22 protein-coding genes are annotated in these 22395 nt (G+C 58.3%); 21 read left to right on the forward strand and 1 reads right to left on the reverse strand.

Translation table 11 applies throughout. The annotated features are described in order from the left end of the window. Positions 1–144: 144 nt before the first annotated feature. The 21 genes from treS (at position 145) to K4O48_RS00300 (ending at position 20289) form a co-directional block, all read left to right on the forward strand. Positions 145–2214: a maltose alpha-D-glucosyltransferase gene (gene treS, locus K4O48_RS00200; protein ID WP_222910209.1), complete on the forward strand. Its 2070-nt coding sequence runs from the start codon at positions 145–147 to the stop codon at positions 2212–2214. Between the two features lie 207 nt (positions 2215–2421). Continuing rightward, positions 2422–2634: a DUF2934 domain-containing protein gene (locus K4O48_RS00205; RefSeq protein ID WP_222910210.1), complete on the forward strand. Its 213-nt coding sequence runs from the start codon at positions 2422–2424 to the stop codon at positions 2632–2634. A gap of 189 nt (positions 2635–2823) precedes the next feature. Beyond that, a complete protein-coding gene (locus tag K4O48_RS00210; RefSeq protein ID WP_222910211.1) occupies positions 2824–3825 on the forward strand; it encodes an NAD(P)H-quinone oxidoreductase in 1002 nt (333 codons plus the stop codon). A gap of 339 nt (positions 3826–4164) precedes the next feature. Continuing rightward, positions 4165–6228 carry a PAS domain-containing sensor histidine kinase gene (locus K4O48_RS00215; protein ID WP_260523677.1) on the forward strand — a complete coding sequence of 688 codons (2064 nt, stop codon included), beginning with the start codon at positions 4165–4167 and terminating at the stop codon, positions 6226–6228. A 187-nt stretch (positions 6229–6415) separates the two neighbouring features. After that, on the forward strand, positions 6416–6613 hold the full coding sequence (locus K4O48_RS00220) for a DUF2934 domain-containing protein (RefSeq protein ID WP_222910212.1): 198 nt from the start codon (positions 6416–6418) through the stop codon (positions 6611–6613). A gap of 166 nt (positions 6614–6779) precedes the next feature. Beyond that, positions 6780–8828, forward strand: a complete 2049-nt coding sequence (locus K4O48_RS00225) for a PAS domain-containing sensor histidine kinase (RefSeq protein ID WP_222910213.1) — start codon at positions 6780–6782, stop codon at positions 8826–8828. Between the two features lie 818 nt (positions 8829–9646). Continuing rightward, entirely contained in the window at positions 9647–9967 is a 321-nt protein-coding gene (locus K4O48_RS00230; protein ID WP_222910214.1) for a hypothetical protein, read from the forward strand. Between the two features lie 89 nt (positions 9968–10056). Then, positions 10057–10626, forward strand: coding sequence for a potassium channel family protein (locus tag K4O48_RS00235; RefSeq protein ID WP_222910215.1), 570 nt, complete (start codon positions 10057–10059; stop codon positions 10624–10626). A 131-nt stretch (positions 10627–10757) separates the two neighbouring features. Further along, positions 10758–11063, forward strand: a complete 306-nt coding sequence (locus tag K4O48_RS00240; protein WP_222910216.1) for a hypothetical protein — start codon at positions 10758–10760, stop codon at positions 11061–11063. Beyond that, the gene (locus K4O48_RS00245) at positions 11053–11391 is read left to right on the forward strand and encodes a hypothetical protein (RefSeq protein ID WP_222910217.1); all 339 of its coding nucleotides are present in this window, start codon (positions 11053–11055) and stop codon (positions 11389–11391) included. Before K4O48_RS00240 ends, K4O48_RS00245 begins: the two co-directional genes overlap by 11 nt. 154 nt (positions 11392–11545) lie before the next feature. Then, positions 11546–12223 carry a potassium channel family protein gene (locus K4O48_RS00250; RefSeq protein WP_260523753.1) on the forward strand — a complete coding sequence of 226 codons (678 nt, stop codon included), beginning with the start codon at positions 11546–11548 and terminating at the stop codon, positions 12221–12223. Positions 12224–12320: 97 nt separating this feature from the next. Next, positions 12321–13259: a toll/interleukin-1 receptor domain-containing protein gene (locus K4O48_RS00255; RefSeq protein WP_222910219.1), complete on the forward strand. Its 939-nt coding sequence runs from the start codon at positions 12321–12323 to the stop codon at positions 13257–13259. A 95-nt stretch (positions 13260–13354) separates the two neighbouring features. Beyond that, a complete protein-coding gene (locus K4O48_RS00260) occupies positions 13355–13642 on the forward strand; it encodes a hypothetical protein (RefSeq protein ID WP_222910220.1) in 288 nt (95 codons plus the stop codon). 84 nt (positions 13643–13726) lie between these two features. After that, positions 13727–14143, forward strand: a complete 417-nt coding sequence (locus K4O48_RS20610) for a DUF4279 domain-containing protein (RefSeq protein ID WP_222910221.1) — start codon at positions 13727–13729, stop codon at positions 14141–14143. Positions 14144–14228: 85 nt separating this feature from the next. Beyond that, positions 14229–14651: a hypothetical protein gene (locus tag K4O48_RS00270; RefSeq protein WP_222910222.1), complete on the forward strand. Its 423-nt coding sequence runs from the start codon at positions 14229–14231 to the stop codon at positions 14649–14651. Between the two features lie 98 nt (positions 14652–14749). After that, positions 14750–15265: a DUF2059 domain-containing protein gene (locus K4O48_RS00275; protein WP_222910223.1), complete on the forward strand. Its 516-nt coding sequence runs from the start codon at positions 14750–14752 to the stop codon at positions 15263–15265. Positions 15266–15361: 96 nt separating this feature from the next. Continuing rightward, entirely contained in the window at positions 15362–15829 is a 468-nt protein-coding gene (locus K4O48_RS00280; RefSeq protein WP_222910224.1) for a hypothetical protein, read from the forward strand. 445 nt (positions 15830–16274) lie between these two features. Next, the gene (gene pnuC, locus K4O48_RS00285; RefSeq protein ID WP_222910225.1) at positions 16275–16838 is read left to right on the forward strand and encodes a nicotinamide riboside transporter PnuC; all 564 of its coding nucleotides are present in this window, start codon (positions 16275–16277) and stop codon (positions 16836–16838) included. Next, positions 16835–17359, forward strand: a complete 525-nt coding sequence (locus K4O48_RS00290; protein ID WP_222910226.1) for an AAA family ATPase — start codon at positions 16835–16837, stop codon at positions 17357–17359. Before pnuC ends, K4O48_RS00290 begins: the two co-directional genes overlap by 4 nt. Positions 17360–18255: 896 nt before the next feature. Beyond that, positions 18256–18660: a hypothetical protein gene (locus K4O48_RS00295; protein ID WP_222910227.1), complete on the forward strand. Its 405-nt coding sequence runs from the start codon at positions 18256–18258 to the stop codon at positions 18658–18660. A 147-nt stretch (positions 18661–18807) separates the two neighbouring features. Beyond that, complete coding sequence (locus K4O48_RS00300; protein WP_222910228.1) at positions 18808–20289, forward strand: YdgA family protein; 1482 nt, start codon at positions 18808–18810, stop codon at positions 20287–20289. Positions 20290–20427: 138 nt separating this feature from the next. Here K4O48_RS00300 and K4O48_RS00305 read toward each other — a convergent pair whose 3' ends face one another. Then, on the reverse strand, positions 20428–22245 hold the full coding sequence (locus tag K4O48_RS00305) for a bifunctional metallophosphatase/5'-nucleotidase (RefSeq protein ID WP_222910229.1): 1818 nt from the start codon (positions 22243–22245) through the stop codon (positions 20428–20430). Positions 22246–22395: the final 150 nt, after the last annotated feature.

Consider the following 22395-nt stretch of genomic DNA (forward strand, 5'->3'; position numbering starts at 1 on the left):
CACTGACGACGCCCCGCCAACCCGCGGGCCCTTCCCGGTTCGTCTCCGCATTAAGTGTTCGCTGCATTTCCAATGCAACGATGCCGGTACGTTCGACTCAAACGACTACATTTCCCCACAGCGCACCGGGAACCCAACGTCGTTATGAGCACACCAGACAACGCCTATATCGAGTGGCTGGAAAGCCAGTCCATGCTTCACATGGCCCGTGAGCGGGCGCGACTCTACGCCGGCCAGGCGAGGCTCTGGCAAAGGCCATATGCCCAGGCGCGACCGCGCGATGCCAGTGCGATTTCCTCGGTCTGGTTCACCGCCTACCCGGCGGCGATCATCACGCCTGAAGGCGGCTCGGTGCTGCAGGCGCTGGGGGATGATCGGCTCTGGAGCGCCTTGTCTGAGCTTGGCGTGCAGGGCATTCACAACGGGCCGATGAAGCGCTCCGGCGGCCTGCGTGGTCGGCAGTACACGCCCACAATCGACGGCAATTTCGACCGCATCAGCTTCGACATCGACCCCAATCTCGGCACCGAGGCGGAGATGCAGCAGCTCAGCCGCATGGCGGCGGCGCACAACGCCATCGTCATCGATGACATCGTGCCGGCGCACACCGGCAAGGGCGCAGATTTCCGCCTCGCCGAAATGGCTTACGGCGATTACCCCGGCCTCTACCACATGGTCGAGATCAATGAAGAAGACTGGCCGCTGCTGCCGGACGTGCCCAAGGGCCGGGATGCGATCAACCTGCCGCCCCCGGTGGTCGACCAGCTCAAGGACAAGCACTACATCGTCGGCCAGCTGCAGCGAGTGATCTTCTTCGAGCCGGGCATCAAGGACACCGACTGGAGCGTGACGGGCACCGTGACCGGCGTCGACGGTAAGCGCCGACGCTGGGTCTACCTGCACTACTTCAAGGAAGGCCAGCCGTCATTGAACTGGCTGGACCCGACCTTCGCCGCCCAACAGCTGATCATCGGCGATGCGCTGCATGCCATCGACGTGTCCGGCGCGCGGGTGTTGCGCCTGGATGCCAACGGCTTTCTCGGCGTCGAGCGCCGCGCCGAAGGTACGGCCTGGTCCGAGAGCCATCCGCTGTCGGTGACCGGCAACCAGCTCATCGCGGGTGCCATTCGCAAGGCCGGCGGCTTCAGCTTCCAGGAGCTGAACCTGACCATCGACGACATCGCCTCGATGTCCCACGGCGGCGCCGACCTGTCCTACGACTTCATCACCCGCCCTGCGTATCACCACGCGCTGGTCACGGGCGACACCGAGTTCCTGCGTCTGATGCTGCGCGAGGTCCACGCGTTCGGCATCGATCCGGCCTCGCTGATCCATGCGATGCAGAACCACGACGAGCTGACGCTGGAACTGGTGCATTTCTGGACGCTGCACGCCTACGACCATTACCACTACCACGGTCAAACCCTGTCCGGCGGCATCCTCCGTGAGCACATCCGTGAGGAAATGTACGAACGCCTGACCGGCGAGCATGCGCCCTACAACCTCAAGTTCGTCACCAACGGCGTGTCCTGTACCACCGTCAGCGTGATCACGGCGGCGCTGGGCATCCGTGATCTCAACACCATCAGCGCGGCCGATATCGAGCAGATCCAGCGCCTGCATATCCTGCTGGTGATGTTCAACGCTATGCAGCCCGGCGTGTTCGCCCTCTCCGGTTGGGACCTGGTCGGTGCGTTGCCGCTGGAAGCCGAGCAAGTCGAACACCTGATGACCGAAGGCGACACCCGCTGGCTGCACCGCGGCGGCTATGACCTGGCCGATATCGCACCCGAGGTGGAAACCTCCAGCGAAGGCCTGCCCAAGGCGCGCTCGCTGTACGGCAGCCTCGTCGAGCAGCTGAAGAACACCGGCTCGTTCGCCTGCCAGCTCAAGCGCATTCTTAGCGTACGCCGCGCCTACGACATCGCGGCGAGCAAGCAGATACTGATTCCGGACGTGCAGGCGCCGGGTCTGCTGGTGATGGTTCACGAGCTGCCTGCGGGCAAGGGCGTGCAGATCACTGCACTCAACTTCAGTGCCGAAACCATCAGCGAGACGGTCACCCTCCCCGGCGTTGCGCCCGGCCCGGTGGTGGACATCATTCATGAAAGCATCGAGGGCGACCTCACCGAGAACGGCGAGATGACCTTCAACCTCGACCCCTACGAGGGGCTGGCGCTTCGGGTAGTGAGTGCGGCGTCGCCGGTGCTCTGAATGACGTCGCTGGGCCAGCCACCAGCTCTGGTGCCTGGCTTGGCATCCCGGCGCAGGTGCGTTGGTCGCCTGGGGTTCGGAATATCTGAACGATCCGGGCCCCACCTCCTCTGCTGCATAGCAGGGCAGTGCCGCATGGACCGAATGCTCGAACTCGCCCGATTTGGCGCCGCCGCCCGCGTTCCGAAACCGCACAAGGAGACGCACATGGACATCGAACTACGCATACGCGAACGGGCCTACGAAATCTGGGATGCTCAAGGTCAGCCCAACGGCCAGGACGCCGAGCACTGGTTGCTGGCTCGGGAAGAGGTCGAACACTTCTACAAGAAAGAGGCGATCCGCGGGCCGGCAGTGTGGAAAAGCAAACAGAGAGTCTTGATGCCGAGACCGGACCGGCGTAACAGACGACAAGCCTGAACTGAACCCACTGTTCAATCCGCCCGTGATCGTTTTCTCGGCGGGTTGGGCACGCACCCCATCTAAGTAAGCACTCGAATCTCAGCCTCGTCATCTCTCAGGGGTTGGCGCCCGGCGCGGCGCGCACTACCGTGTGGCATCGATTTTCAAGCAGACATCACAATCCGGCTTTCGAAGGAGGAGTCATTCATGACCGCGGAAACCATGCGCCACGTCGATCATCGCCCCGGTGGAGACGCCGATTGCCTGCGGCTGGCCGAAGGCCCCGTACCGCAGCCCGGCCCGCACGATGTGCTGGTCCGCGTGGCCTATGCCGGGATCAACCGTCCGGACGTGTTTCAGCGCTCCGGCAGCTATCCGCCACCGCCGGATGCTTCGCCGCTGCTGGGCCTGGAGATCGCCGGCGAAATCGTCGCCCTCGGCGCTGAGGTCAGTGGCTGGAAGGTGGGCGATCAGGTCTGTGCGCTGACACCGGGTGGTGGCTACGCCGAATACTGCGTGGCGCCTGCCGAACACTGCCTGCCGGTCCCGACGGGTTTTTCGCTGCTGGAAGCCGCCGCGCTACCGGAAACCTATTTCACCGTGTGGAGCAATGTGTTCGACCGTGCCCACCTGAAAGCCGGCGAGACCTTCCTCGTGCATGGCGGCTCCAGCGGGATCGGTCTGACGGCGATCCAGTTGGCCAAGCAGTTCGGCGCGACGGTCTTCACCACCGTCGGCAACCGCGAGAAGATCGAGGCCTGCCAGCGCGCCGGCGCGGACCGGGTGATCAACTATCACGAGGAAGATTTCGTTGAAGTCGTGGCCCAGGCGACCGAAGGGAATGGCGTCGACGTCATCCTCGACATGGTCGGCGGCGACTACATACCGCGTAACGTCAAATCCCTCGCGGTGGAGGGGCGGCTGGTGCAGATCGCCTTCCTCAAGGGCGCTCGGGTCGAGCTCGACGCCGCGCCCATCATGCGCAAGCGCCTGACCTTCACGGGCTCGACCCTGCGCCCGCGCAGCCGAGCGGACAAAGCTGATATTGCCAAGGCGCTCCAGGCGAACGTCTGGCCGTTGCTGGAACAAGGGCTGTGCCGTCCGGTGATCCACGCCACCTTCCCGCTTGCCGACGCGGCAGAGGCGCACCGGCTGATGGAAAGCAGCCAGCATATCGGCAAGATCATGCTGAAAGTCGCCCCGAAATAGGACCGCTACGCCAGCTCCCGGGCGTCTGTCCCGTGGGGCTGGTTCATGACCGGCCCGATCCGTCTGCGGCCTCGTTGAGGATGGCGGACCCGATGGCATCTTCGGCCCCTCAGGTATACAGGCACGCAACCGCCCCGGTCCCGCCCATCAGGTGCGGGAGTAATGGCTAAGTGATTGCATTATGCTTTCACGGCTGAACGCTTTTCCCGCTTCGCCTTCTAAATCTTAGACGCCGCGACAGTGCGCACGACGTGATCGTGGTGCCTGCCGCGGCGCGCGCGATCCGCCCGATTTTTGCCGCAACGCCCAGCGCCCGGCCCCAACCTAGAACCTCAGCCTATGCCCAATACAAGCGCCAACCAGACCTTTCTCCAGGGCGGCGGTGAAATGGGCGCCTTGATGCGGGCACACGACTGGGCAGCCACACCGTTGGGCCCGACCGACCATTGGCCGCAGTCGCTGCGCTCGATGGTCAGTGCGTGCCTGAATTCGCCGCTGCTGGGCACGATTCTCTGGGGCCCGGAGCTGCGGATGCTCTACAACGATGCTTACATTCCTTCGTTGGCCGACCGTCATCCCGCAGCGCTGGGTCGCCCGGTGGCGGACGTCTGGGGGCAGGCCTGGGACATGGTTGCGCCGGCCTTTCACCATGCGATGCGCACCGGCGAAGGCTTCGCCCAGAACAAGGTCGAGTTGCCCATGGTGCGTAACGGCCAGGCCGAAATCACCTACTGGAATTTCAGCGCGGCGCCGATTCGTGGGGAGGACGGCAGCATCGTCGGCCTGCTCAACCAGGGCATCGAGTTCACCGGCCAGGTCATCGCCGAGCAGCAGCGCCTGGCTGCAAAGCAGCAACTGCGTGACATGAACGAGCAACTCGCCCACGAGGTCGCGATCCGCACGGAAGAGCGCAACCTGATGTGGGACACCTCACCGGATCTGATGGTGGTCATCGACTTCGAGGGCGTCATCCATCGCGTGAATCCAGCCTGGACCGAGCTGCTCGGCTATGCCGCCGCCGAGCTGATCGGCCATCACGTCAATGAGTTCATCGTCGAGGAAGATCACGGCTCCACTGTGGATGCCTATCTGGCGACGGCCCGCGGGAGCCAGGTGCGGATTGCCAATTGCTATCGGCACAAGGACGGAACGCAGCACTGGATATCGTGGGTTGCCGCCCCCGCAGGCGTCATGACCTACGCCACCGGCCGCGACATCACCGAGGAAAAAACGCGGCAGGCGCAGCTTGAATCGACGCACGAGCAATTGCGTCAGGCGCAGAAAATGGAAGCCGTCGGCCAGCTCACCGGCGGCCTTGCGCATGATTTCAACAACCTGCTCGCCGGTATTTCGGTCAGCCTGGAAATGATCGAAACGCGCATCAGCCAGGGCCGGCTGCGCGATATCGCCAAGTACCTGAGCGTCGCCGAAGGCGCAACCAAGCGTGCCGCTGCCCTCACCCACCGGCTGCTGGCGTTTTCCCGTCGCCAGACGCTGGCACCCAAACCGACCAACGCCGCGGCGCTGGTTAACAGCATGCTCGACATGATCCAGCGCACCGTAGGCCCGAGCATTACCGTGGAAAGCATTCCCGCACCGGATCTCTGGCCGGCGCTAGTCGACCCGTCGCAGCTGGAAAACGCCCTGCTCAACCTGTGCCTTAATGCGCGTGACGCCTTGATGGGCGGCGGCTGTATCGTGATTGAGATGGGGAACTGCGAGATCGATGCTGACCGCGCACGCCAGCAGGACGTGCCCCAAGGGCAGTACCTTGCGATGCACGTGACTGACAATGGCACCGGCATGGCACCCGAGGTGCTGGCCAAGGTGTTCGATCCGTTCTTCACCACCAAGCCGATGGGTGAAGGCACGGGGCTCGGCCTGTCCATGATTTACGGCTTTGCGCAGCAGTCCGGCGGGCAGGTCCGCATCGCCTCGCAATTGGGCGCGGGCACCACGGTCAGCCTTTACCTGCCGCGCTATGACGGCGAAGCCAGTTTCGACCCTACGGTGACCGGCGCCGCGTCGGTCGCCGCCGCGCAACGGGGTGAAACCGTGCTGGTTGTGGAGGACGAACCCGCCATTCGGCTGCTGGTCGCCGATCTTCTGCAGGATCTCGGCTATCGCGCCATCGAAGTCGCTGATGGCAACGCCGGGCTCGAGGTGCTGCAGTCCGGCGTTCACCTGGACCTGCTGATTACCGACGTTGGATTGCCTGGCGGCATGAATGGCATGCAGCTGGCCAACGCCGGACGGCTGAGCCGTCCCACCCTCCGCGTGCTGTTCATCACCGGCTATGCCGCCGACGCCCTTCCCCACCGCCTCGAAACGGGCATGGCCGTCCTGACCAAGCCCTTCTCCATCGCCAGTCTCGCTGAACAGATCCGCGGATTAATCGGCTGATCTGGCCGTATATCGCCAACGAATCGGATTTCCGAGTCCTCTGGTCGGGTATGCCCTGGCCTCCCGTCCAATGGCTGGAACCATCGCCCGCTTCATTGCCTCTGCTTATACGGGGTGCAGCAACTTCGAACCAAGACGAGGCGGCGCCCCGGAATGCATTAGGCCAGCAATCAAGAGGGCGAATCACATGAGCGATGAGCAACGAATCCGCGACCGTGCCTATGAAATCTGGGAGGCCAAAGGGCGTCCCGAAGGCCAGGAGCAAGCGCACTGGGACCAGGCTCGCGACGAGATGGAGCCCTTCTATAAAGAGGGTGATGCCACTGCCGGCAGTGTTGAGAGCAGTGTGGCGATTCCCATGCCAAAACCTGAACGCGACCGCTGATCGAATCGAGCGACCCCGCCTGGCGGTGCGCAGCGGTACGTGCATCGAGGTCTGGCGGGTCGCCCCATCGATGCGGCGTGCGGCATTGGCTCGACACCATGCGATGCACACACCGTAGCCACACCGGGTGCTGACGCACGTTGTTCCGCAATCCTAGGCGTAATCGATGAACCAACCGCTCGACTTCAAAACCATCTTCGAGGCCCTGCCCAACCTCAACCTGATTCTCTCGGCTGATCCGGAGTTCATCATGTTGGCCGCCACCGATGCGCGGCTGCGCGCCACCCTCAAGTCACGTGAAGACTGCATTGGCCGGCCGCTGTTCGAGGTGTTCGGCAACAACCCGGGGGAAACGGCCGCGTCTGGTACAGGCCTGCTGCGCGCTTCGCTGGAACGCGTACTGCAGACGCGTTCGCCTGACCGCATGGAGATCACCAAATACGATGTTCAGCGGCCGGCCAGTCAAGGTGGTGGTTTTGAGGTGCGTTACTGGAGCCCGATCAACGTTCCGGTGCTGAATGAGCAAGGTGAAATCACCTGCATCATCCATCAGACCCAGGACGTAACCGAGCAGGTGCTGAGCCAGGACGCCGCGACACTGGCCCACGCGGACGAGCGCTTCCGCGCCGCCCTGTTCGCCTCTGGTACCGGAACCTTCAATTGGTATCCGGGCGATGGCAGCCTCTATTTCGACAAGTCGCTGGAACAGATTTTCGGGCTCACGCTTGGGCAGAAGCTCGACACCTTCGAGCGCTTCATTCAGCAGATCCACGGCGAGGATCAGGTGCGCGTGCGCGCCGCCTTCGCACAACACAGCCAGGCTAGAGACTTCAGCGTGGAGTTTCGTCTCGCGCGTCCCGGGCCGGAGCAATGGCTGGCGTGCAAGGCCCGAGCCTTTCGCGACGCCAGCGGCGATCTCTCCTACGTGGCCGGCGCCTGCACCGACGTCAGCGCGCGCAGACATGCCGAGGAAGCGCTGCGCGTCAGTGAACTGCGCCTGCGCCAACTCAATGAAACGCTCGAAGCGCGGGTGGCGGCTGAAGTCGCTGAACGCAGCCGCGCCGAAAGCAACCTGCGCCAGGCGCAAAAGATGGAAGCGGTCGGCCAACTCACCGGCGGCATCGCGCACGATTTCAACAACCTGCTGACCGGCATCATCGGCAGCCTCGACCTCATGCAGCGGCGCCACCACCGGGGCGACCTGCGCGATGTCGAGCGTTACATCGGTGCGGCCGTCACCTCCGCGCAGCGTGCGGCAGCGCTGACGCAGCGTCTGCTGGCCTTCTCCCGACAGCAGACGCTCGACCTCAAACCTGTCGAGGTCAACCGCCTGGTCGCGTCTCTGGAAGACTTCCTGCGCCGTACCACCGGCGAAAACGTAACCATCGTCACCGAGCTCAAGGCCGGGTTGCCGCCCGCCTGCATGGACGTCAACCAGCTTGAAAGCGCGCTGATCAACCTCGTGATCAACGCGCGTGATGCCATGCCCCACGGCGGGCAGATCACCATATCCACAGGCCGCCATTACCAGAGCAGCATCCCGGACCCGAAAAAGCGCGGCCTGACCGAAGGCGATTACATCCTGCTGTGCGTCACCGACACCGGGACCGGCATGCCACCGGAAGTGATCGAGCGCGCCTTCGAGCCCTTCTTCACCACCAAACCCATCGGCCAGGGCACCGGCCTCGGGCTGTCGATGGTCTACGGCTACATCAAACAGGCCAAGGGCTACATCCAGATCGAATCCGAGCTTCGTCTCGGAACCAGCGTCTGCCTCTACCTCCCCGTCCACCATGGCGAGACGACCCACGCCCAGGTGGAATCGGAGCACGCCCCGCAAGGCACGGGAGAAACCATCCTCGTGGTCGAGGACGAACCGGTAGTCCGCTCCCTTGTCGTCGAAGTGCTCAACGACCTCGGCTACCAGACCCTCGAAGCCGGCGAGGCTACCGAAGCCCTCGCCATCACCGAAAGCTCGCAGCGCATCGATCTGCTGGTGACGGACGTCGGCCTGCCTGGCATGAACGGCCGCCAACTGGCCGAAATCGTTCGCCAGCAACGCCCCGGCCTGCGAATACTCTTCGCTACAGGCTATGCCGAAAGCTTCACGGCCAGCGACTTCCTCGGCCCGGACATGGCCGTGATCACCAAACCGTTTGCCATCGACGCCTTCGCCACCAAGGTCGGGGAAATGCTCGGCCCGGACGAGCGTTGAGCCGGATGATGTAGGGGTTCTGTTTCGCTAGCCGGGTTGGTCGTGCTGAGCCCGAAGCAGCGCTGCAACTAGCGTAGCCGCACAAAATCGTTGTTTCGTCAGGCACGCCGCTTTACCGGATTTACCTCGCCCGCTAACGTGACGACGCCCTGCTGCGCTTCGCACGGCACCTCTCAAACTTCCCGCCCAGGCCTGGGCTCAGCGGCACCACCACGGGCGTTGACCCGCCCACCATGGAAGGACGGATGGCCTACCTTTTCTCGGTTCACCCTGAGTGTCAGTTCGATACCGCTGGCGAGCACCGCCTTGCCGACTGGCCGCCAGTTTGGGCTCGCGGTTTAGTTGTAAAGACTGTGGTGTATAACATACCGGTTGTTTTTACAGGCCGGAAAAGGCTGGTGTTAGAGCCTTTCATTTATAGCGCGAAGAATTTTATACACCACGCCCGTTCGGCGTCTTATACACCACTTGGTGTCTAATTATAGTTATGTCCCACAAGGAAAGTGTGCCAATGCCCCAATATTCCGGCAGGCCATATCGCTTTAGAACCTGGCTCAGGGGCCACCTGCCTTGGCTTCTAATTAATTGGGGCATTGCTGCCAAAGGCCCCGACTGCGAAAGAGCGGCAGGTAGTCATGAGTGGTACAACATCAATGGGAAAGAAAGTGGGTGCTACCACTGCCAGGTCATACGTGAAGGCCAGCTTTGGAATCGAGGCAGTGAAACATAACAATTGGTTCAAATCGCTCGCTTCGCTCACTGGGACGGGCTAAAGCCCGCCCCTTAACCAAACGTTAGATTCCAGTCAAGGACATCTCATGAACCAGAGCGAGTTCCTTCAGCTCATGAGGTACCCGAAGGAGTGGGTACTCTGGGACATGCTGCCTGAGGAAGTTGTGCGCGTTCAGTTGGCAGAGTATGAGCCTGGAAGTGAGCGGGCCTCTGAGCACTATCGAAATGGGGCTTTCCACTTCTGGCTGCGGCAGGAGCCAAGCAAAGAAATTCTCATCAAACTTGCCCGGCTCAGCTTCCTGGACCCCGACCCACTCATGGCTGAGTGGTTGCGTAACGACTACATTGCGAAGGCAGAAAACGCCGATGAAGAAGTTCTTTCCCTGCCCCAGCGAGCGGGAATCTAACAAACGGTTCAAACCGTTCGCTTCGCTCACTGGGACAGCCAAACGCTACGCGTTTGCCTGCCCTTTAACCTAATCGTTAGGTAGCAAAGATGATTTTCAGTGCATTCAAAAACATCATTAGTCAACTTGCGAACCTGACACCAAACTCATTTCTGCCAAAATTAGGGGAAAAGCTAACAACAGGAAGAGTCAAGGCTCATGATTGGGCAGAGGTATACTTGCTGTTGCGTTTTATTTTTGCCTTGGCGCTTACAACCTTTCTCCCTAAATCATCAGCTCTATTATTTGTAATTTTCATCATCCAATTCTGCTCAATAATTTATTTGCTAAAAATAGTATTTCCAGTCGATGGACGAAATCTTAAAGATCCTAGCAGGTCGTTGTTCTTTGCATTCGGGCACTACATTGAAATTGGTTTATCAATGGGATATGTCTACTGGTGCTTGGATTCCTTCAATCAAAACAGCATAACAATATCCAAGAGCGTGTATTTCAGCTTTATAACAATGACCACCATTGGCTTTGGTGACATCACACCAAACACCGACATAGCACGTCTAATTGTAACAGCCCACTCAATAGTCGGCTTATTCATGCTTGTAACAGTTATCGGCATTTTCCTGTCTCTATCAACATCAGACCCGAAGAGGCAGGAATAACAATGCCCTTACTGTGCAATTGCAACCTAACTAGTGGTTCAAATCGCTCGCTTCGCTCACTGGGACGGGCTAAAGCCCGCCCCTTAACCAAACGTTATGTGCGTTTCTAGCCCCTACGCCAAGGAGGGAGAATGAATAGAATAAATAGCAATAAGAAAAAAAGAACGAACAAAGCCCCAGGGAGTAGCTACGAGAAAATTAAACGCGCCCTAGAAAATCCAAACTATAAATTCAGGACAATAAATGGCGTTGCATCTGAGGCACATGTGAGTTTTGAAGCCATCGAAAAGGCCATGAGAGAGCACTCTGACGAAATTGTTAAACTCTTCAGAAAAGGCGAAAATGGTGAAGTGCTAATAACCACTAGAGCTCATTACAAGAAAAAAGCCTCTGTAAAAGAAAAAGTCATTGGGGCGGTGATCAATAGTGTCTACTGAAGTTATTATACTTGGCCTAGCCGTATCCAAGACCACCATTTATAGCCTCTGCGGCCTGCTTGGTGGCTTTTTCCCTATATGCCACGACTTACTAAGCCGTCAAAAAATGCCGGCCCTACAAAAAACTGAATTAAATCTAGAGTTTTTTCTAATCAAAGCACTTCTGATTCCAGCACTGGCATTTATAGTAACGATTCTTGCAGTTGCCTTCGATAACATTACGACTTGGGTTGCAGCTGTATATTTTGGTGCAAGCCTTCCTGTTTTTGTAGAGAAAACAATAAGCTCTAGTAACAAAACAGTCGAAAACCTAGCCAAGGGGCAGTAATTGGCAAATCACATAACAACTGGTTCAAATCGCTCGATCTGCTCGCTGGGACGGGCTAAAGCCCGCCCCTTAACCAAACGTTAAGCACCACAGGGTCTACATGCTAAATCATGGAACGCCATGGCAAGCTGCTCTAGGAGCTGCGTTGCTTTATGTGATTATTTTTACCATTTCAATAGTTCTAAGTTTGGCAAGCGGCTTTTTTGGGTGGTATTCGATATTTACGGGTATATCTTTAGCAATTGGATTTTTTATAATTATTATAATGCTTCCGCTTCTGCTAAATCTCAGCAGGGGCTTCTTTTGGATTGCTTTCGTAATGTTTGCGATCCATATATTAGCAACCATTTTATCCTTTGCTCTGCATTACCACTCTTCGGGGCTACTCGGCCCTAACGGAGAGTTTTCCCCATCGTTTTATGAATCGGTGTATTTCAGTATCACAACATTCACAACGCTGGGATATGGCGATCTTCAACCTCTTCCAAACTACAGACTTACCACATCGCTAGAAGCATTGTCAGGCATGGTATCTATGGCTCTGGGCGCATCTGTAATCTGGCTATGGTGTCAAGAAAATATGGTTCCAAAAGAAATGGCATTTTTTGACGGTAATCGACGTCATAAAAAAGAGCTGGGCGTAACCAGAGTCCGCATAAGAACGATAACGGGCAAGGAGCGTGATCTTAAAGAGTGGTGCCTGCCTGCCAAAAATGGCGAAGCTTACTATTACGATAGCGTGCGTCAGGAATGGATTTTAGTAACCGCAGAAACCGAGCTGCCGGAAAATGCCTTAGTTATGGGCTTAGCTCCTCGCGAGGATGGCGCTTAACAAATGGTTCAAATCGTTCGCTTCGCTCACTGGGACGGGCTAAAGCCCGCCCCTTAACCAAACGTTAGACCGCAGAGTTAAAAATTCGGAGTATCTAATGTCGTGCATACCACCGAAAGTATTTATTTCTTACTCACATGACACTGACGCTCATAAGGACTGGGTACTCGCACTTGCCACCCGATTAGTTGCTAATGGCGTTGATGTGGTCTTGGATCAGTGGGACTTAACGCTAGGTAGTGACCTACCAAGGTTTATGGAGAAAGGTCTAACATCTGTTCAGCGTGTGCTCGCTGTTTGCACAGAAACTTATGTTACAAAGGCAAACGAAGGCCGTGGCGGTGTCGGGTACGAAAAGATGATTCTCACTGCACAATTGATGCAGGACATATCATCTGACCGAATAATTCCTGTAATCCGTAACAACTCAGTGGCATCCCTTGTTCCAACTTTCCTTTTATCGCGTGTTTACATCGACTTTCGTGACGACCTTGCGCATGAGGCACGATATGCTGAGCTGCTACGAGATATACATGGACAACAGATCAAGCCTCGCCCACCACTAGGCTCTAATCCATTCGAATCTTCGCCAAAATCTATATCGCCATTAATCTCATTTAGTCCCGAGCGTTACGTTTCTCCTGCGATGTCTGGAACCATAACCTTTGACTATTCCAACAACAATGGCCGATATGTTTTAGGTGCTGGCGATATGGCGTTCGAAACCGCCTGGTCCCGCGGCGGTAATGCTTCGATTCATGCCTACACAGATCCACCCAGCATTCGCTCGGTTGCACTTGCGTCCAATGCAAAAGAGATCAACGAAATCAGTGATGCTACAAGCTACGATACATCCTCTCGCGTGCGCACTCCCCATGTTGGGGAAATAATTATCTGGCAAAACACTGCAGGTTACTATCTAGCGACGAAAGTAGAAAAGTTACAGAGCAGGGGCCATGGATACCCCTCTGATGAAATTACTTTCACTTACTGCATCGCCCCCAGCAAACTGGCCAAATTCGCAAATACTGTCTAACAACTGGTTCAAACCGTTCGCTTCGCTCACTGGGACGGGCTAAAGCCCGCCCCTTAACCAAACGTTAGAGAATTTTCCCAACAAGGAAGTCAGCCATGGAAAAAATCCTGTCTGTAAGCAAATCCGAAGCAACTTTAGGGTTCGCAGCAAAGTTTTTCTTGAAGCTATTTGGCCTCACGCTTTTATTTAGCATCGTTCCGCTGATATTCGTAAACCTACCACTGAACATGTTTTTAATGAATTTCGGTAGTTTGTATATCCCACTAATTTTCATAACAAATTTTCTGGCAGTCTTGCTATCCGGTGCTTTGGCTGCAAAACTGATTTTTGCTTGGGGAGTTAATGGCTATGCATTCAACATCACAAAAGAGATCGCTGAGTAATTCTCTAACCAGGCGCTCAAGTCGCTCGCTTCAACCGCTGAGACTGGCTAAAGCCAGCCCCTTTGTTTGATCGTTAGGCACACCATGTCAGAGCCCAACCGACAGTACGCATATTTCTCACTACATGGTCAATTTGATCCTGACGAGATCACGACCGCTGTGAGCACTCTGCCAAGTGAGGCATGGTGCAGGGGTGATGTTCACCCTACTCGTAAGTTCGAGCGTAGATTTAGCCACTGGTCTCTGAGGTCAAGGCTTGCTGAGTCAGAGCCTATCGAGGCACATATCCATGACGTACTCTCTCAGCTACAAAGCAACGCAGCCGCATTCTCAGCGGTATCTAAAGAGCATTCAGGCTGCATGCAACTCGTTGGATTTTTCCATGACGGATACCCTGGACTCACATTTGAGCAAGATATTGTTTACGGTCTCGCACAATTTCACTTGGCTGTAGATTTTGATTTTTACAATCTATGGTCTGACGCACGCGAGGGAACCTAGTGCGCCTAACAACTGTTTCAAGTCACTCGCTTCGCTCGTTCGGGACTGCGTTCCGCAGTCCTTAACCAAACGTTGTATGCCTACCATGTACGAAGAATACTGCGCCAAATACTCATTTAAACCCGAATTCAAAGCTGAGTTCGTATCCCTCTGGAATGGCTGGCTTGGGAAGGACAATCTTCATAAACTGGATGAAGTGACGCCAGACGAATGGGGTAGATTCAATATTTTTCTGAGGCAGCTGTCGCAGCGCTACACGCTATTTGCCATCTCTCACGAAACCAAAAGCGCCGCTAAAGTTTTTGATATAGATTCATATCTTTCAACACATGAACAGGCGATGAATAAAGAATCTGATAAGTTTTCTACTTTCATTATTCAGGAGCTTTCATGCGCAATAAGCGAAGACTGGGATCACACGTACATTATTTGGCATAGAGCAAAAGGTGAAATCGAGTTGTTATCGCCACTTATAAAAGCTTGTGGCCTTGAGCACTTCTGTGGGTAGTCATCGAATAACTGGTTGAAACCGTTCGCTGTGCTCGCTGGGACGGGCTAAAGCCTGCCCCTTAACTAAACGTTATAAAACACAAGGAAGATCGAATTATGCGCCATCTAGTAGTGGTTCTATCAATTATATTTTCTGCTCAAACGTTCGCTGACAGCAAGAGTGAAAAAATAGAGGGCCTAATGAAAGCGCTGGGTTTGGTGGATACATGGACACAGCAAATTGAACAAGGAAAAATCTACAACAGGAAAATTAGCTCTCAAATGCTGGACCAAATTCTATCCCAGCTGAACCCAAACGAAGAGTTTCAGCAAAAATTCAAAAACGCCTCAGATACCTTCATAACAAAAACAGAATCCCCTTGGTCTCCAGAAAAAATTGTCGAAGTCTGGGCTAGTTACTATGGTCCAGAGTTTACAGAAGACGAGCTTGACCAGTTAACTGAATTCTATACTTCGCCTCTTGGCCAAAAGGATATACGTGTTACGCGAGGCTCAATGGAAAAATTCGCGAATTACTTCCAAGAGGCTGGGCAACCAATACTAGAAAAGGCCACTGCAGAATACATTCAGGATATGCAAATAATCGCTATGGAATGCAATTGCGCAAAGTAATTTTATAACAGTTTGTTTGTATCGTTCCCTGCTCTCTCTGGGGCGGAATAAGGCGCGCCTCTTAACCAAACGGTATGCGTTACAAGGAGTGAATTTGTGTATCAAAATAGACAGGCTTTAGCCTTTGGTTCAGTTTTGTTTCTTATTTTTATCTCGGTTATTTTAGTTGTCCTATCTCTGTGGGTGTGGCCTAAATACAACTTATATCGAATGGAAATGCACGGAATGGCTGCATTAAAAGAGGCCGAGTGGTCGAAGCAAATATTGATTGAGGAAGCGAGGGCAAGAGAAGCAGCATCGCTAATGCAAGCAAAAGCACGAGTCACATTGGCAGAAGCCGAAGGCAAAGCACAAGTAGTGCGTGCTAAAGCTGAAGGTCTCGCTGATATTGAGCGGGCAAAAGCAGCAGCAGAATCAAATCGCATAATAGGTGAGTCTCTCAAAGGGAATGATGAATACCTAAGATACATTTGGATTAAAGGCCTTCAAGACGGCAAGGGAGAGAGAATTTATATCCCAACCGAGGCTGGATTACCCATTCTGGAAGCCGGTAAAGCGAGGTAGCTTGGATGTAACGCGTGGAAAAGGCTTCGCCGTTTTCCACCCTACGCCGCGTCAGCCGGGCAGGGTGGTTTGGTGGCGTAGGGTGGACAACGCTTTGCTTGTCCACGCGGACGTGCACCATCTAGACACCTTGCGCTGCCAGCGGCTGCTCCGAATAGGAAATGAAAAAAGGCTTGTTGAATGCGGTGAATCTTCGCTTTCGCTAAACGGTACGCCCGCCACGATAGGAACGGCCCGCATCGTTAGATGTGTTTCGTTGGATAGGGGTTGGCCACCGAGTCGCGCGGTGGGCTGAAGCCCACCCTACGAGCGTGGTGGGGTTAGGGATCTGGAACGGGGTAAAGCTGGGCGTTCATCGTCCGTTTATCCACTCGTGCCGCGCGCGTCTTAACCTGTCGCAGGCCTGTCGTATCATGCGCGCCCGTTGCCGCTTCTGATCCTTGCCATGACTACCCTTGAACTCATCGCCTCGGCCCTCGGTGTGCTCGCCGTCTGGCTTACTGTGCGGCAGAACCCACTGTGTTGGCCCATTGGATTGGTGATGGTGTCGCTTTACGGCTGGTTCTTCTTCGAGGCGCGGTTGTATTCGCAGGTGTTGCTCAACGGTGTGTTTGCCGCCATGCAGGTGTATGGCTGGTGGCAATGGACGCGAAGTGGCGGCGGAGAAGGTGGCCGGCCAGTGGTGGGCGCGACAGGGATGGAGATCGGTGCGGGCGTTGTGGTGGCGTCGCTGGGGAGTGTCGGGCTGGGCTTGCTGATGGCGACGGCTACCGAAGCGGCGTATCCCGGGCCGGACGCGGCGCTCACGGCGTTCAGCTTGCTCGCGCAATTGTGGATGGCGCTCAAGCGTTGGCAGTGCTGGGTGTTGTGGATCGTGGTGGACGTGCTCTATGTGGGGTTCTTTGTGTACCAGAGCTACTGGCTCACCGCGGGGCTGTACGGGTTGTTCACGCTCCTCGCAGTGATGGGGCTGCGTGAGTGGCGGCGGGCGAGGGTCGCGGCGCCATGAGGGTGGTGGTACTGACCGGCGCGGAATCGACCGGCAAGAGCTGGCTTGCCGCGCGGCTGCAGCAACGTTTCGGCGGGGTGGTGGTGGGTGAGTTCGTGCGTCACTTCATCGAGCACGAGCAGCGTGACACTTGCCCGGACGACATTCCGGCCATCGCTCGCGGGCAGCTTATGTGGGAAGACGCCGTACGCGGCGTGATGCCTGAGTTGTTGATCCTCGATACCCACCTGTTGAGCAACATGGTTTGGAGCCAGACGCTGTTCGGCAGTTGCCCGGCGTGGCTGGAGGATGAGCTCCTCGCGCGTCGGTATGACCAGCATTTGCTCCTCTCGCCCGAAGGCGCCGAGTGGCATGCCGACGGTCAGCGTTGCCAACCGAATGCGGCCGAGCGTTGGCGCTTTCATGAGGCATGCCGAACCTGGCTTGAGCGTTACCAGCAGCCGTTCGTGGAGATCGCCGGGGATTGGGCCCAGCGGGAGCAGGTCGCTGTCGCGCACGTTCGGGCACTGTTGGGGCGATGATTCTCGCGAAGTAGGGTGGGGCGGCGTTGTTTTGGGCGATTGGGGACGCGTGGCCTTGGTGGGGTGAAGCCCACCCTACGCGTTGTCGTGATATCACCGATGCCATGTCCGGCCGCAGCTGTAGGGTGGGCTTTAGCCCACCGCCTACCGCCCGGAGCCAAGCGGACAACCTGGGCCATCGTGTCCGGCCGGTGGCCTTGGTGGGCTGAAGCCCACCCTACGCGTTGTTGTGATATCACCGATGCCACGCCCGGCCGCAGCTGTAGGGTGGGCTTTAGCCCACCGTATGCCGTCCGGAGCCAAGCGAGCTATCTGGGTCATCGTGTCCAGCCAGTGGTTTTGGTGGGCTGAAGCCCACCCTACGAGTTGTGGCGATATCACCGACGCCAAGTCCGGCCGCAGCTGTAGGGTGGGCTTTAGCCCACCGCATGCCGCTCGGAGCCGAGCGGACAACCTGGGCCACTGTGGCCAGCCGATGGTGTTGGTGGGCTGAAGCCCACCGTACGCGTTGTTGTGATGTCACCGATGGCATGTCCGGCCGCAGCTGTAGGGTGGGCTTTAGCCCACCGTATGCCGCCCGGAGCCAAGCGAGCTACCTGGGCCAGCGTGTCCAGCCGGTGGTCTTGGTGGGCTGAAGCCCACCCTACGCGTTGTTGTGATATCACCGACGGCATGTCCGGCCGCAGCTGTAGGGTGGGCTTCAGCCCACCGTATGCCGTCCGGAGCGAAGCGACGCGCTGAACGACCCCGATGGGACTTATCGCAAGGGCCGCGATCTGATGTGAATGGCGATAGGGCCTTTCAACCGCTTTGGTTGGGCCAGCTAAAGAACGTGCTCGCTGCATCGCCGGGCTTGGTGGGCCAGCAAGGCGCCGGCCATTCGAGAGGAACAGCGCATGGACAGTCGAGGGTTTGTTTGGGCGCATTTCAAGCTCAATGCTGAGCAGCGCCTGCGTGGGTTTAATTTCTTTGTGGTGCTGGCGATCTTTGCCGACGGCGGCGTGCTGGCGGCGCTGGAGCGGGGCTTCTCGCCAGGTTTGCTGATGTTGTTGGGTGCGTTCACGGTGCTGCTGGCGATGGTGTTCTGGCTGGTGGATGCGCGCAGCCGTCAGTTGTTGCAACTGACCATCACGGCGCTCAAGGAGATCGAGGCTGAGTTTCCCGCCAGCTACCGGATCTTTGCCAACGATGCGCTAGGGCAGAACCCGGTCATCAGTTACACCTTCGCCATCCGCGCGCTGCTGTTGGCGCAGATGGGGTTTGGCCTGGGTGTGGTGGTCTACGGGTTTTTCCGCTGGTGAGGATGGCCGCGTTTGTTGCCGCGTTCTCATGCTGTTGATCACGCTGCATCGTGCGCTGGAGGCTGGGCCGCCTCGCTGATAAAGTGCCGCCGCTCGCCAACCATTGGCTGACAGGACGTCTGACCAGCCGCCGCACAGGATGCTTTCATGAAAAAGCTCGCGCTCGCCGTTGCCATACCTCTCGCCCTCGTCGGGGCTGCTACCTACTACACCAGCACTCAGGTCGAATCGATTGCTCGCGACGCTGTCGAGCAGGCCAACGTGAAGTTGCGTCAGATGAATACCGGCGCCGATGCTGACGCCAGCCTGACGCTGCTCAGCTTCGAGCGTGGCTTCTTGTCCAGCGCCGCCCGCTACCAGATCGACATTAACGTCCGCGACGATGAAGGGGAAACCCGGCACTACGCGCTGCTCCTGCAGGACCGCCTCGAGCATGGCCCGTTTCCGGTTTCGCGCCTGGCCCACGGCCAGCTGATGCCCGTCGCCGCGCAGAGCCATTTTCAGCTCGAGCGGACCCCGCTGACGCAGAACCTATTCGACGCCGCGTCGGGTGAAGTCCCGCTGGTGGGCGACGTGACCATCGGCTACGACGGCAGCCAACGCGGTGATCTGCGCTCGGCTGCGCTCGATCTTCAGAATGAAGACGGCACCGTGCGCGTCGCGGCCGGCACCATCACCTTCGATGTGACGAAGGATGCCAACGCCGTGCGCATCGACGGTGAATTGCCTGAAGTGGATATCAACCTGCAACGCCGCGACAGCGGTAAGCCGGTGCACGTAAATCTGCGCGGCATCGGCCTGAGTGCCGACAAGCAGGACTACGCCAGTGGCATCGGCCAAGGCCCGTCTTCCTTCACCCTCGAACGAATGGAAATCCAGACTGGCGATAGCCCCGCCGTGGTCATCCAAAAGGCTTCGCTGGACGAACAGCTGAGCCGTGGCAGTCGCGGCCTCGACCAGACCATCGCCTACCGCGTCGGCGAGGTGAACCTGCAAGGGCAGACCTTCCGCAACTTCGCGCTGGCTTTCAGCCTGCGTAACCTGGAGGAGGCCAGCCTCAAGGCATTGGTCAACAGTTACGAGGCCATCCTCGAGAGCAGCCCCACCCCGCAGGATGCCGTCGCCAACATGACCGACGTTCAGCAGCAGGCATTGCAGGCGCATGCGCTGGCGCTGCTCGAACACAAGCCCACCCTGGCGCTTGACGAGTTCGGCTTCGAGAGCGCGAACGGCGCCGCCCGCCTGTCCGTCGTGCTCGACCTGCGTAGCCCAAGCGAAGACGCCTACACCCCCTTCGCGATGATGTCCGGCGCGCTCGCATCGCTCAATGCCGAAGCCGGTATCGACAAGGGTTTGATGGGTGATGTGGCGAGTCTGATCGTGCAGCGCAAGCAGCGCGGTGGCGAGCCGGATCCGGTTGCGCTGCAGAAGGAAACCGAGGCCGCGACCGCCTTGTTCAGCGGCTTGGCACTCGACACCGGCTGGTCCCGCCTGGAAGGGGAGCGACTGGTCAGCGCGCTGCACTATGCTGACGACAAGGTGACGTTCAACGGCCGTGACATGAGCGTTGAGGAGTTCATGGGGTTTGCCTTCGGGTCGGCACAGCGATCCGGTCTGCTCGGCCAGTAAGCCTCTCCCGCCTACACAAAAGGCGGCCACGAGCCGCCTTTTTCATGCCAGCCGTAGGGTGGGCTTTAGCCCACAACCGATGCGTCGGCCAACCGGCAGCTGACGCGACCAGACCCACCTTACGAACCAACGCTCCTATCAATCGACCCGCTGAATCCGCCCCTCGACACGCGCGCTAAACGGCTGCGGTAACGACTCGATGTAGCTCACCAGCGCATCCAGATCCACCGGTCCCACGACACGGTTGGTGCCTTCGGTGAGCACGGTGAAGTTGTCGCCACCACCGGCGAGGAAGGAATTGACGGTGACGCGGTAGGTCGCCGCGGGGTTGATGAGGGCACCGGCCGTATCACGCATTTCACTCACGCGGTTTCCGTTGGGGCGACTGGCGGACCAGCTGTATTGAATGCCGGCGGGCTTGAGCAGGCGAGGGTAGCTCTGGCCGATCCATTGTTGTTCCAGCAGCGTCTTGAGTTGCGCGCCGGTCAGGTCCATGGAGACCAGATCGTTGGCAAACGGCTGGATGGCGAACAGCTCACCCCAGGTTACTTCGCCGCTTTCCAGGTCCGCGCGGATGCCGCCCGGGTTCATGAAGCTGATCTGCGCGTCGGTAGCGACGCGCTGGGCATCGGCGATCAGGTTGCCCAAAGCCGATTCGCCTGCCGATGTCTCGGTGCGGGTGAGGGCGGTTTGCGCAAGCCCAACCACCCGCGCGACCAGCGGCTCGACCCGTGCGTCTGCCTGGGCCACCAGCGCGGCGACGTCCGGGTCAGGCGAAAGCCCAGCGCCCTGATCGGCCCAGGTGGTGAGGACGGCAGCGGACTTCTCGACGACATCGCGGCTGCGGCGGCTGACCACCAGATCGATATCCGCATAGGCCGTGCCGGCCGAGAAGGCTTGGGTTACGAGGATCGGCTTGCCGTTGGCGTTGGGCACCAGTGCGTTGGTGAAGCCGTGGGCGTGGCCGGAAATGACCACGTCCACTTCGTCATTCAGGCGCTCGATGATATCGACCACCGGTCCTTCGACGGTGTTCGCCTCCGGGTTGGTCGCGCCGTTGTAGCTGGTCTGCTGACCGCCCTGGTGCAGGGCGACCACGATGGCCCGCACACCCTGACGGCGCAGTTCGGCTACCGATCGGTTGATGGCATCCGCCTCGTCGATGAAGCGCAGCCCGGCGACGCCGCTCGGCGAGACGATGGACGGAGTTTCCTTCAGCACGGCGCCAATCACGCCGATGCGCACGCCGCCAGCGTAGTAGATGGAGTAGGGCGGCAACAGGGATTCGCCGGTTGCCTGGTCGATCACGTTGCTCGATACCGTGGGGTAGCGCGCGCCTTTCCATTCGTCTTCGAGGAAGGGTCCGTTGGCGTGGATGCCGCCGGTGAGCTGGCGCAGCAGTTCCGTCTTGCCGTAATCGAATTCATGGTTGCCGAGGGTGCCGATCACGTTGCAGCGCTGCTGCGCGGGGGGCTGCGCGCTGCGGGACATGTCCATCTGACGGCTGAAAGGGCGGCAATACGGGTTAGCCAGCAGGTTGAGCAGGCTGATCGAAGGCTCGTCGCGCAGCAACGCGGAATTGGGTGGCGAAGCACCGACCTGATCACCGTCATGCACGATGAGCGTGTATTCGCCGCCGGCGGATTTCAGGTACGAAGCGAGCACCGCCGCGCCACCGGCAGGCCGTCCGGCGACGGTGCGCGGGGACAGCTGGCCGTGGAAGTCGTTGATGCTCAGAAGGTTGACCGACACCACCGGCTCGGGCCGCCAGTCCGGAGCGCGCCAGCTGCGACGTTCACTGGCCCGCTGTCTGGCACTGAGGCCCTCCAGCGGCGGGTCGCGATAATCCTGCTCAATGGAGCCGTGCTCGGGCGGTATCGCTGTTTGAGCCAGCGCCGGGCCGGCGAGGCCGACCAGGCTTGCCGCAAACAGCCATTCCAGTGCGCGCATGTGCATTGTTTTGTCCTCGGGGCGTTGGGGTCGGACCGAAGCTAGAAAGCGCGCATGGCAGGTTCATGACCGCTTGTTGGCGTTTTGACGAGCGCCGACGTGCGGCAGCTGGCATCGGTCGGTCGCGCAGATGCCGTAGGCGCTCGACCTAACGGG

Origin of the sequence: Pseudomonas sp. DNDY-54, from assembly GCF_019880365.1 — a bacterium.
Classification (GTDB): domain Bacteria; phylum Pseudomonadota; class Gammaproteobacteria; order Pseudomonadales; family Pseudomonadaceae; genus Stutzerimonas; species Stutzerimonas stutzeri_P.

Coding starts and splice junctions, on each gene's coding strand:
- treS (WP_222910209.1), top strand. CDS start 145: ATGAGCACACCAGACAACGCCTATATCGAGTGGCTGGAAAGCCAGTCC.
- K4O48_RS00205 (WP_222910210.1), top strand. CDS start 2,422: ATGGACATCGAACTACGCATACGCGAACGGGCCTACGAAATCTGGGAT.
- K4O48_RS00210 (WP_222910211.1), top strand. CDS start 2,824: ATGACCGCGGAAACCATGCGCCACGTCGATCATCGCCCCGGTGGAGAC.
- K4O48_RS00215 (WP_260523677.1), top strand. CDS start 4,165: ATGCCCAATACAAGCGCCAACCAGACCTTTCTCCAGGGCGGCGGTGAA.
- K4O48_RS00220 (WP_222910212.1), top strand. CDS start 6,416: ATGAGCGATGAGCAACGAATCCGCGACCGTGCCTATGAAATCTGGGAG.
- K4O48_RS00225 (WP_222910213.1), top strand. CDS start 6,780: ATGAACCAACCGCTCGACTTCAAAACCATCTTCGAGGCCCTGCCCAAC.
- K4O48_RS00230 (WP_222910214.1), top strand. CDS start 9,647: ATGAACCAGAGCGAGTTCCTTCAGCTCATGAGGTACCCGAAGGAGTGG.
- K4O48_RS00235 (WP_222910215.1), top strand. CDS start 10,057: ATGATTTTCAGTGCATTCAAAAACATCATTAGTCAACTTGCGAACCTG.
- K4O48_RS00240 (WP_222910216.1), top strand. CDS start 10,758: ATGAATAGAATAAATAGCAATAAGAAAAAAAGAACGAACAAAGCCCCA.
- K4O48_RS00255 (WP_222910219.1), top strand. CDS start 12,321: ATGTCGTGCATACCACCGAAAGTATTTATTTCTTACTCACATGACACT.
- K4O48_RS00260 (WP_222910220.1), top strand. CDS start 13,355: ATGGAAAAAATCCTGTCTGTAAGCAAATCCGAAGCAACTTTAGGGTTC.
- K4O48_RS20610 (WP_222910221.1), top strand. CDS start 13,727: ATGTCAGAGCCCAACCGACAGTACGCATATTTCTCACTACATGGTCAA.
- K4O48_RS00270 (WP_222910222.1), top strand. CDS start 14,229: ATGTACGAAGAATACTGCGCCAAATACTCATTTAAACCCGAATTCAAA.
- K4O48_RS00275 (WP_222910223.1), top strand. CDS start 14,750: ATGCGCCATCTAGTAGTGGTTCTATCAATTATATTTTCTGCTCAAACG.
- pnuC (WP_222910225.1), top strand. CDS start 16,275: ATGACTACCCTTGAACTCATCGCCTCGGCCCTCGGTGTGCTCGCCGTC.
- K4O48_RS00290 (WP_222910226.1), top strand. CDS start 16,835: ATGAGGGTGGTGGTACTGACCGGCGCGGAATCGACCGGCAAGAGCTGG.
- K4O48_RS00295 (WP_222910227.1), top strand. CDS start 18,256: ATGGACAGTCGAGGGTTTGTTTGGGCGCATTTCAAGCTCAATGCTGAG.
- K4O48_RS00300 (WP_222910228.1), top strand. CDS start 18,808: ATGAAAAAGCTCGCGCTCGCCGTTGCCATACCTCTCGCCCTCGTCGGG.
- K4O48_RS00305 (WP_222910229.1), bottom strand. CDS start 22,245: ATGCACATGCGCGCACTGGAATGGCTGTTTGCGGCAAGCCTGGTCGGC.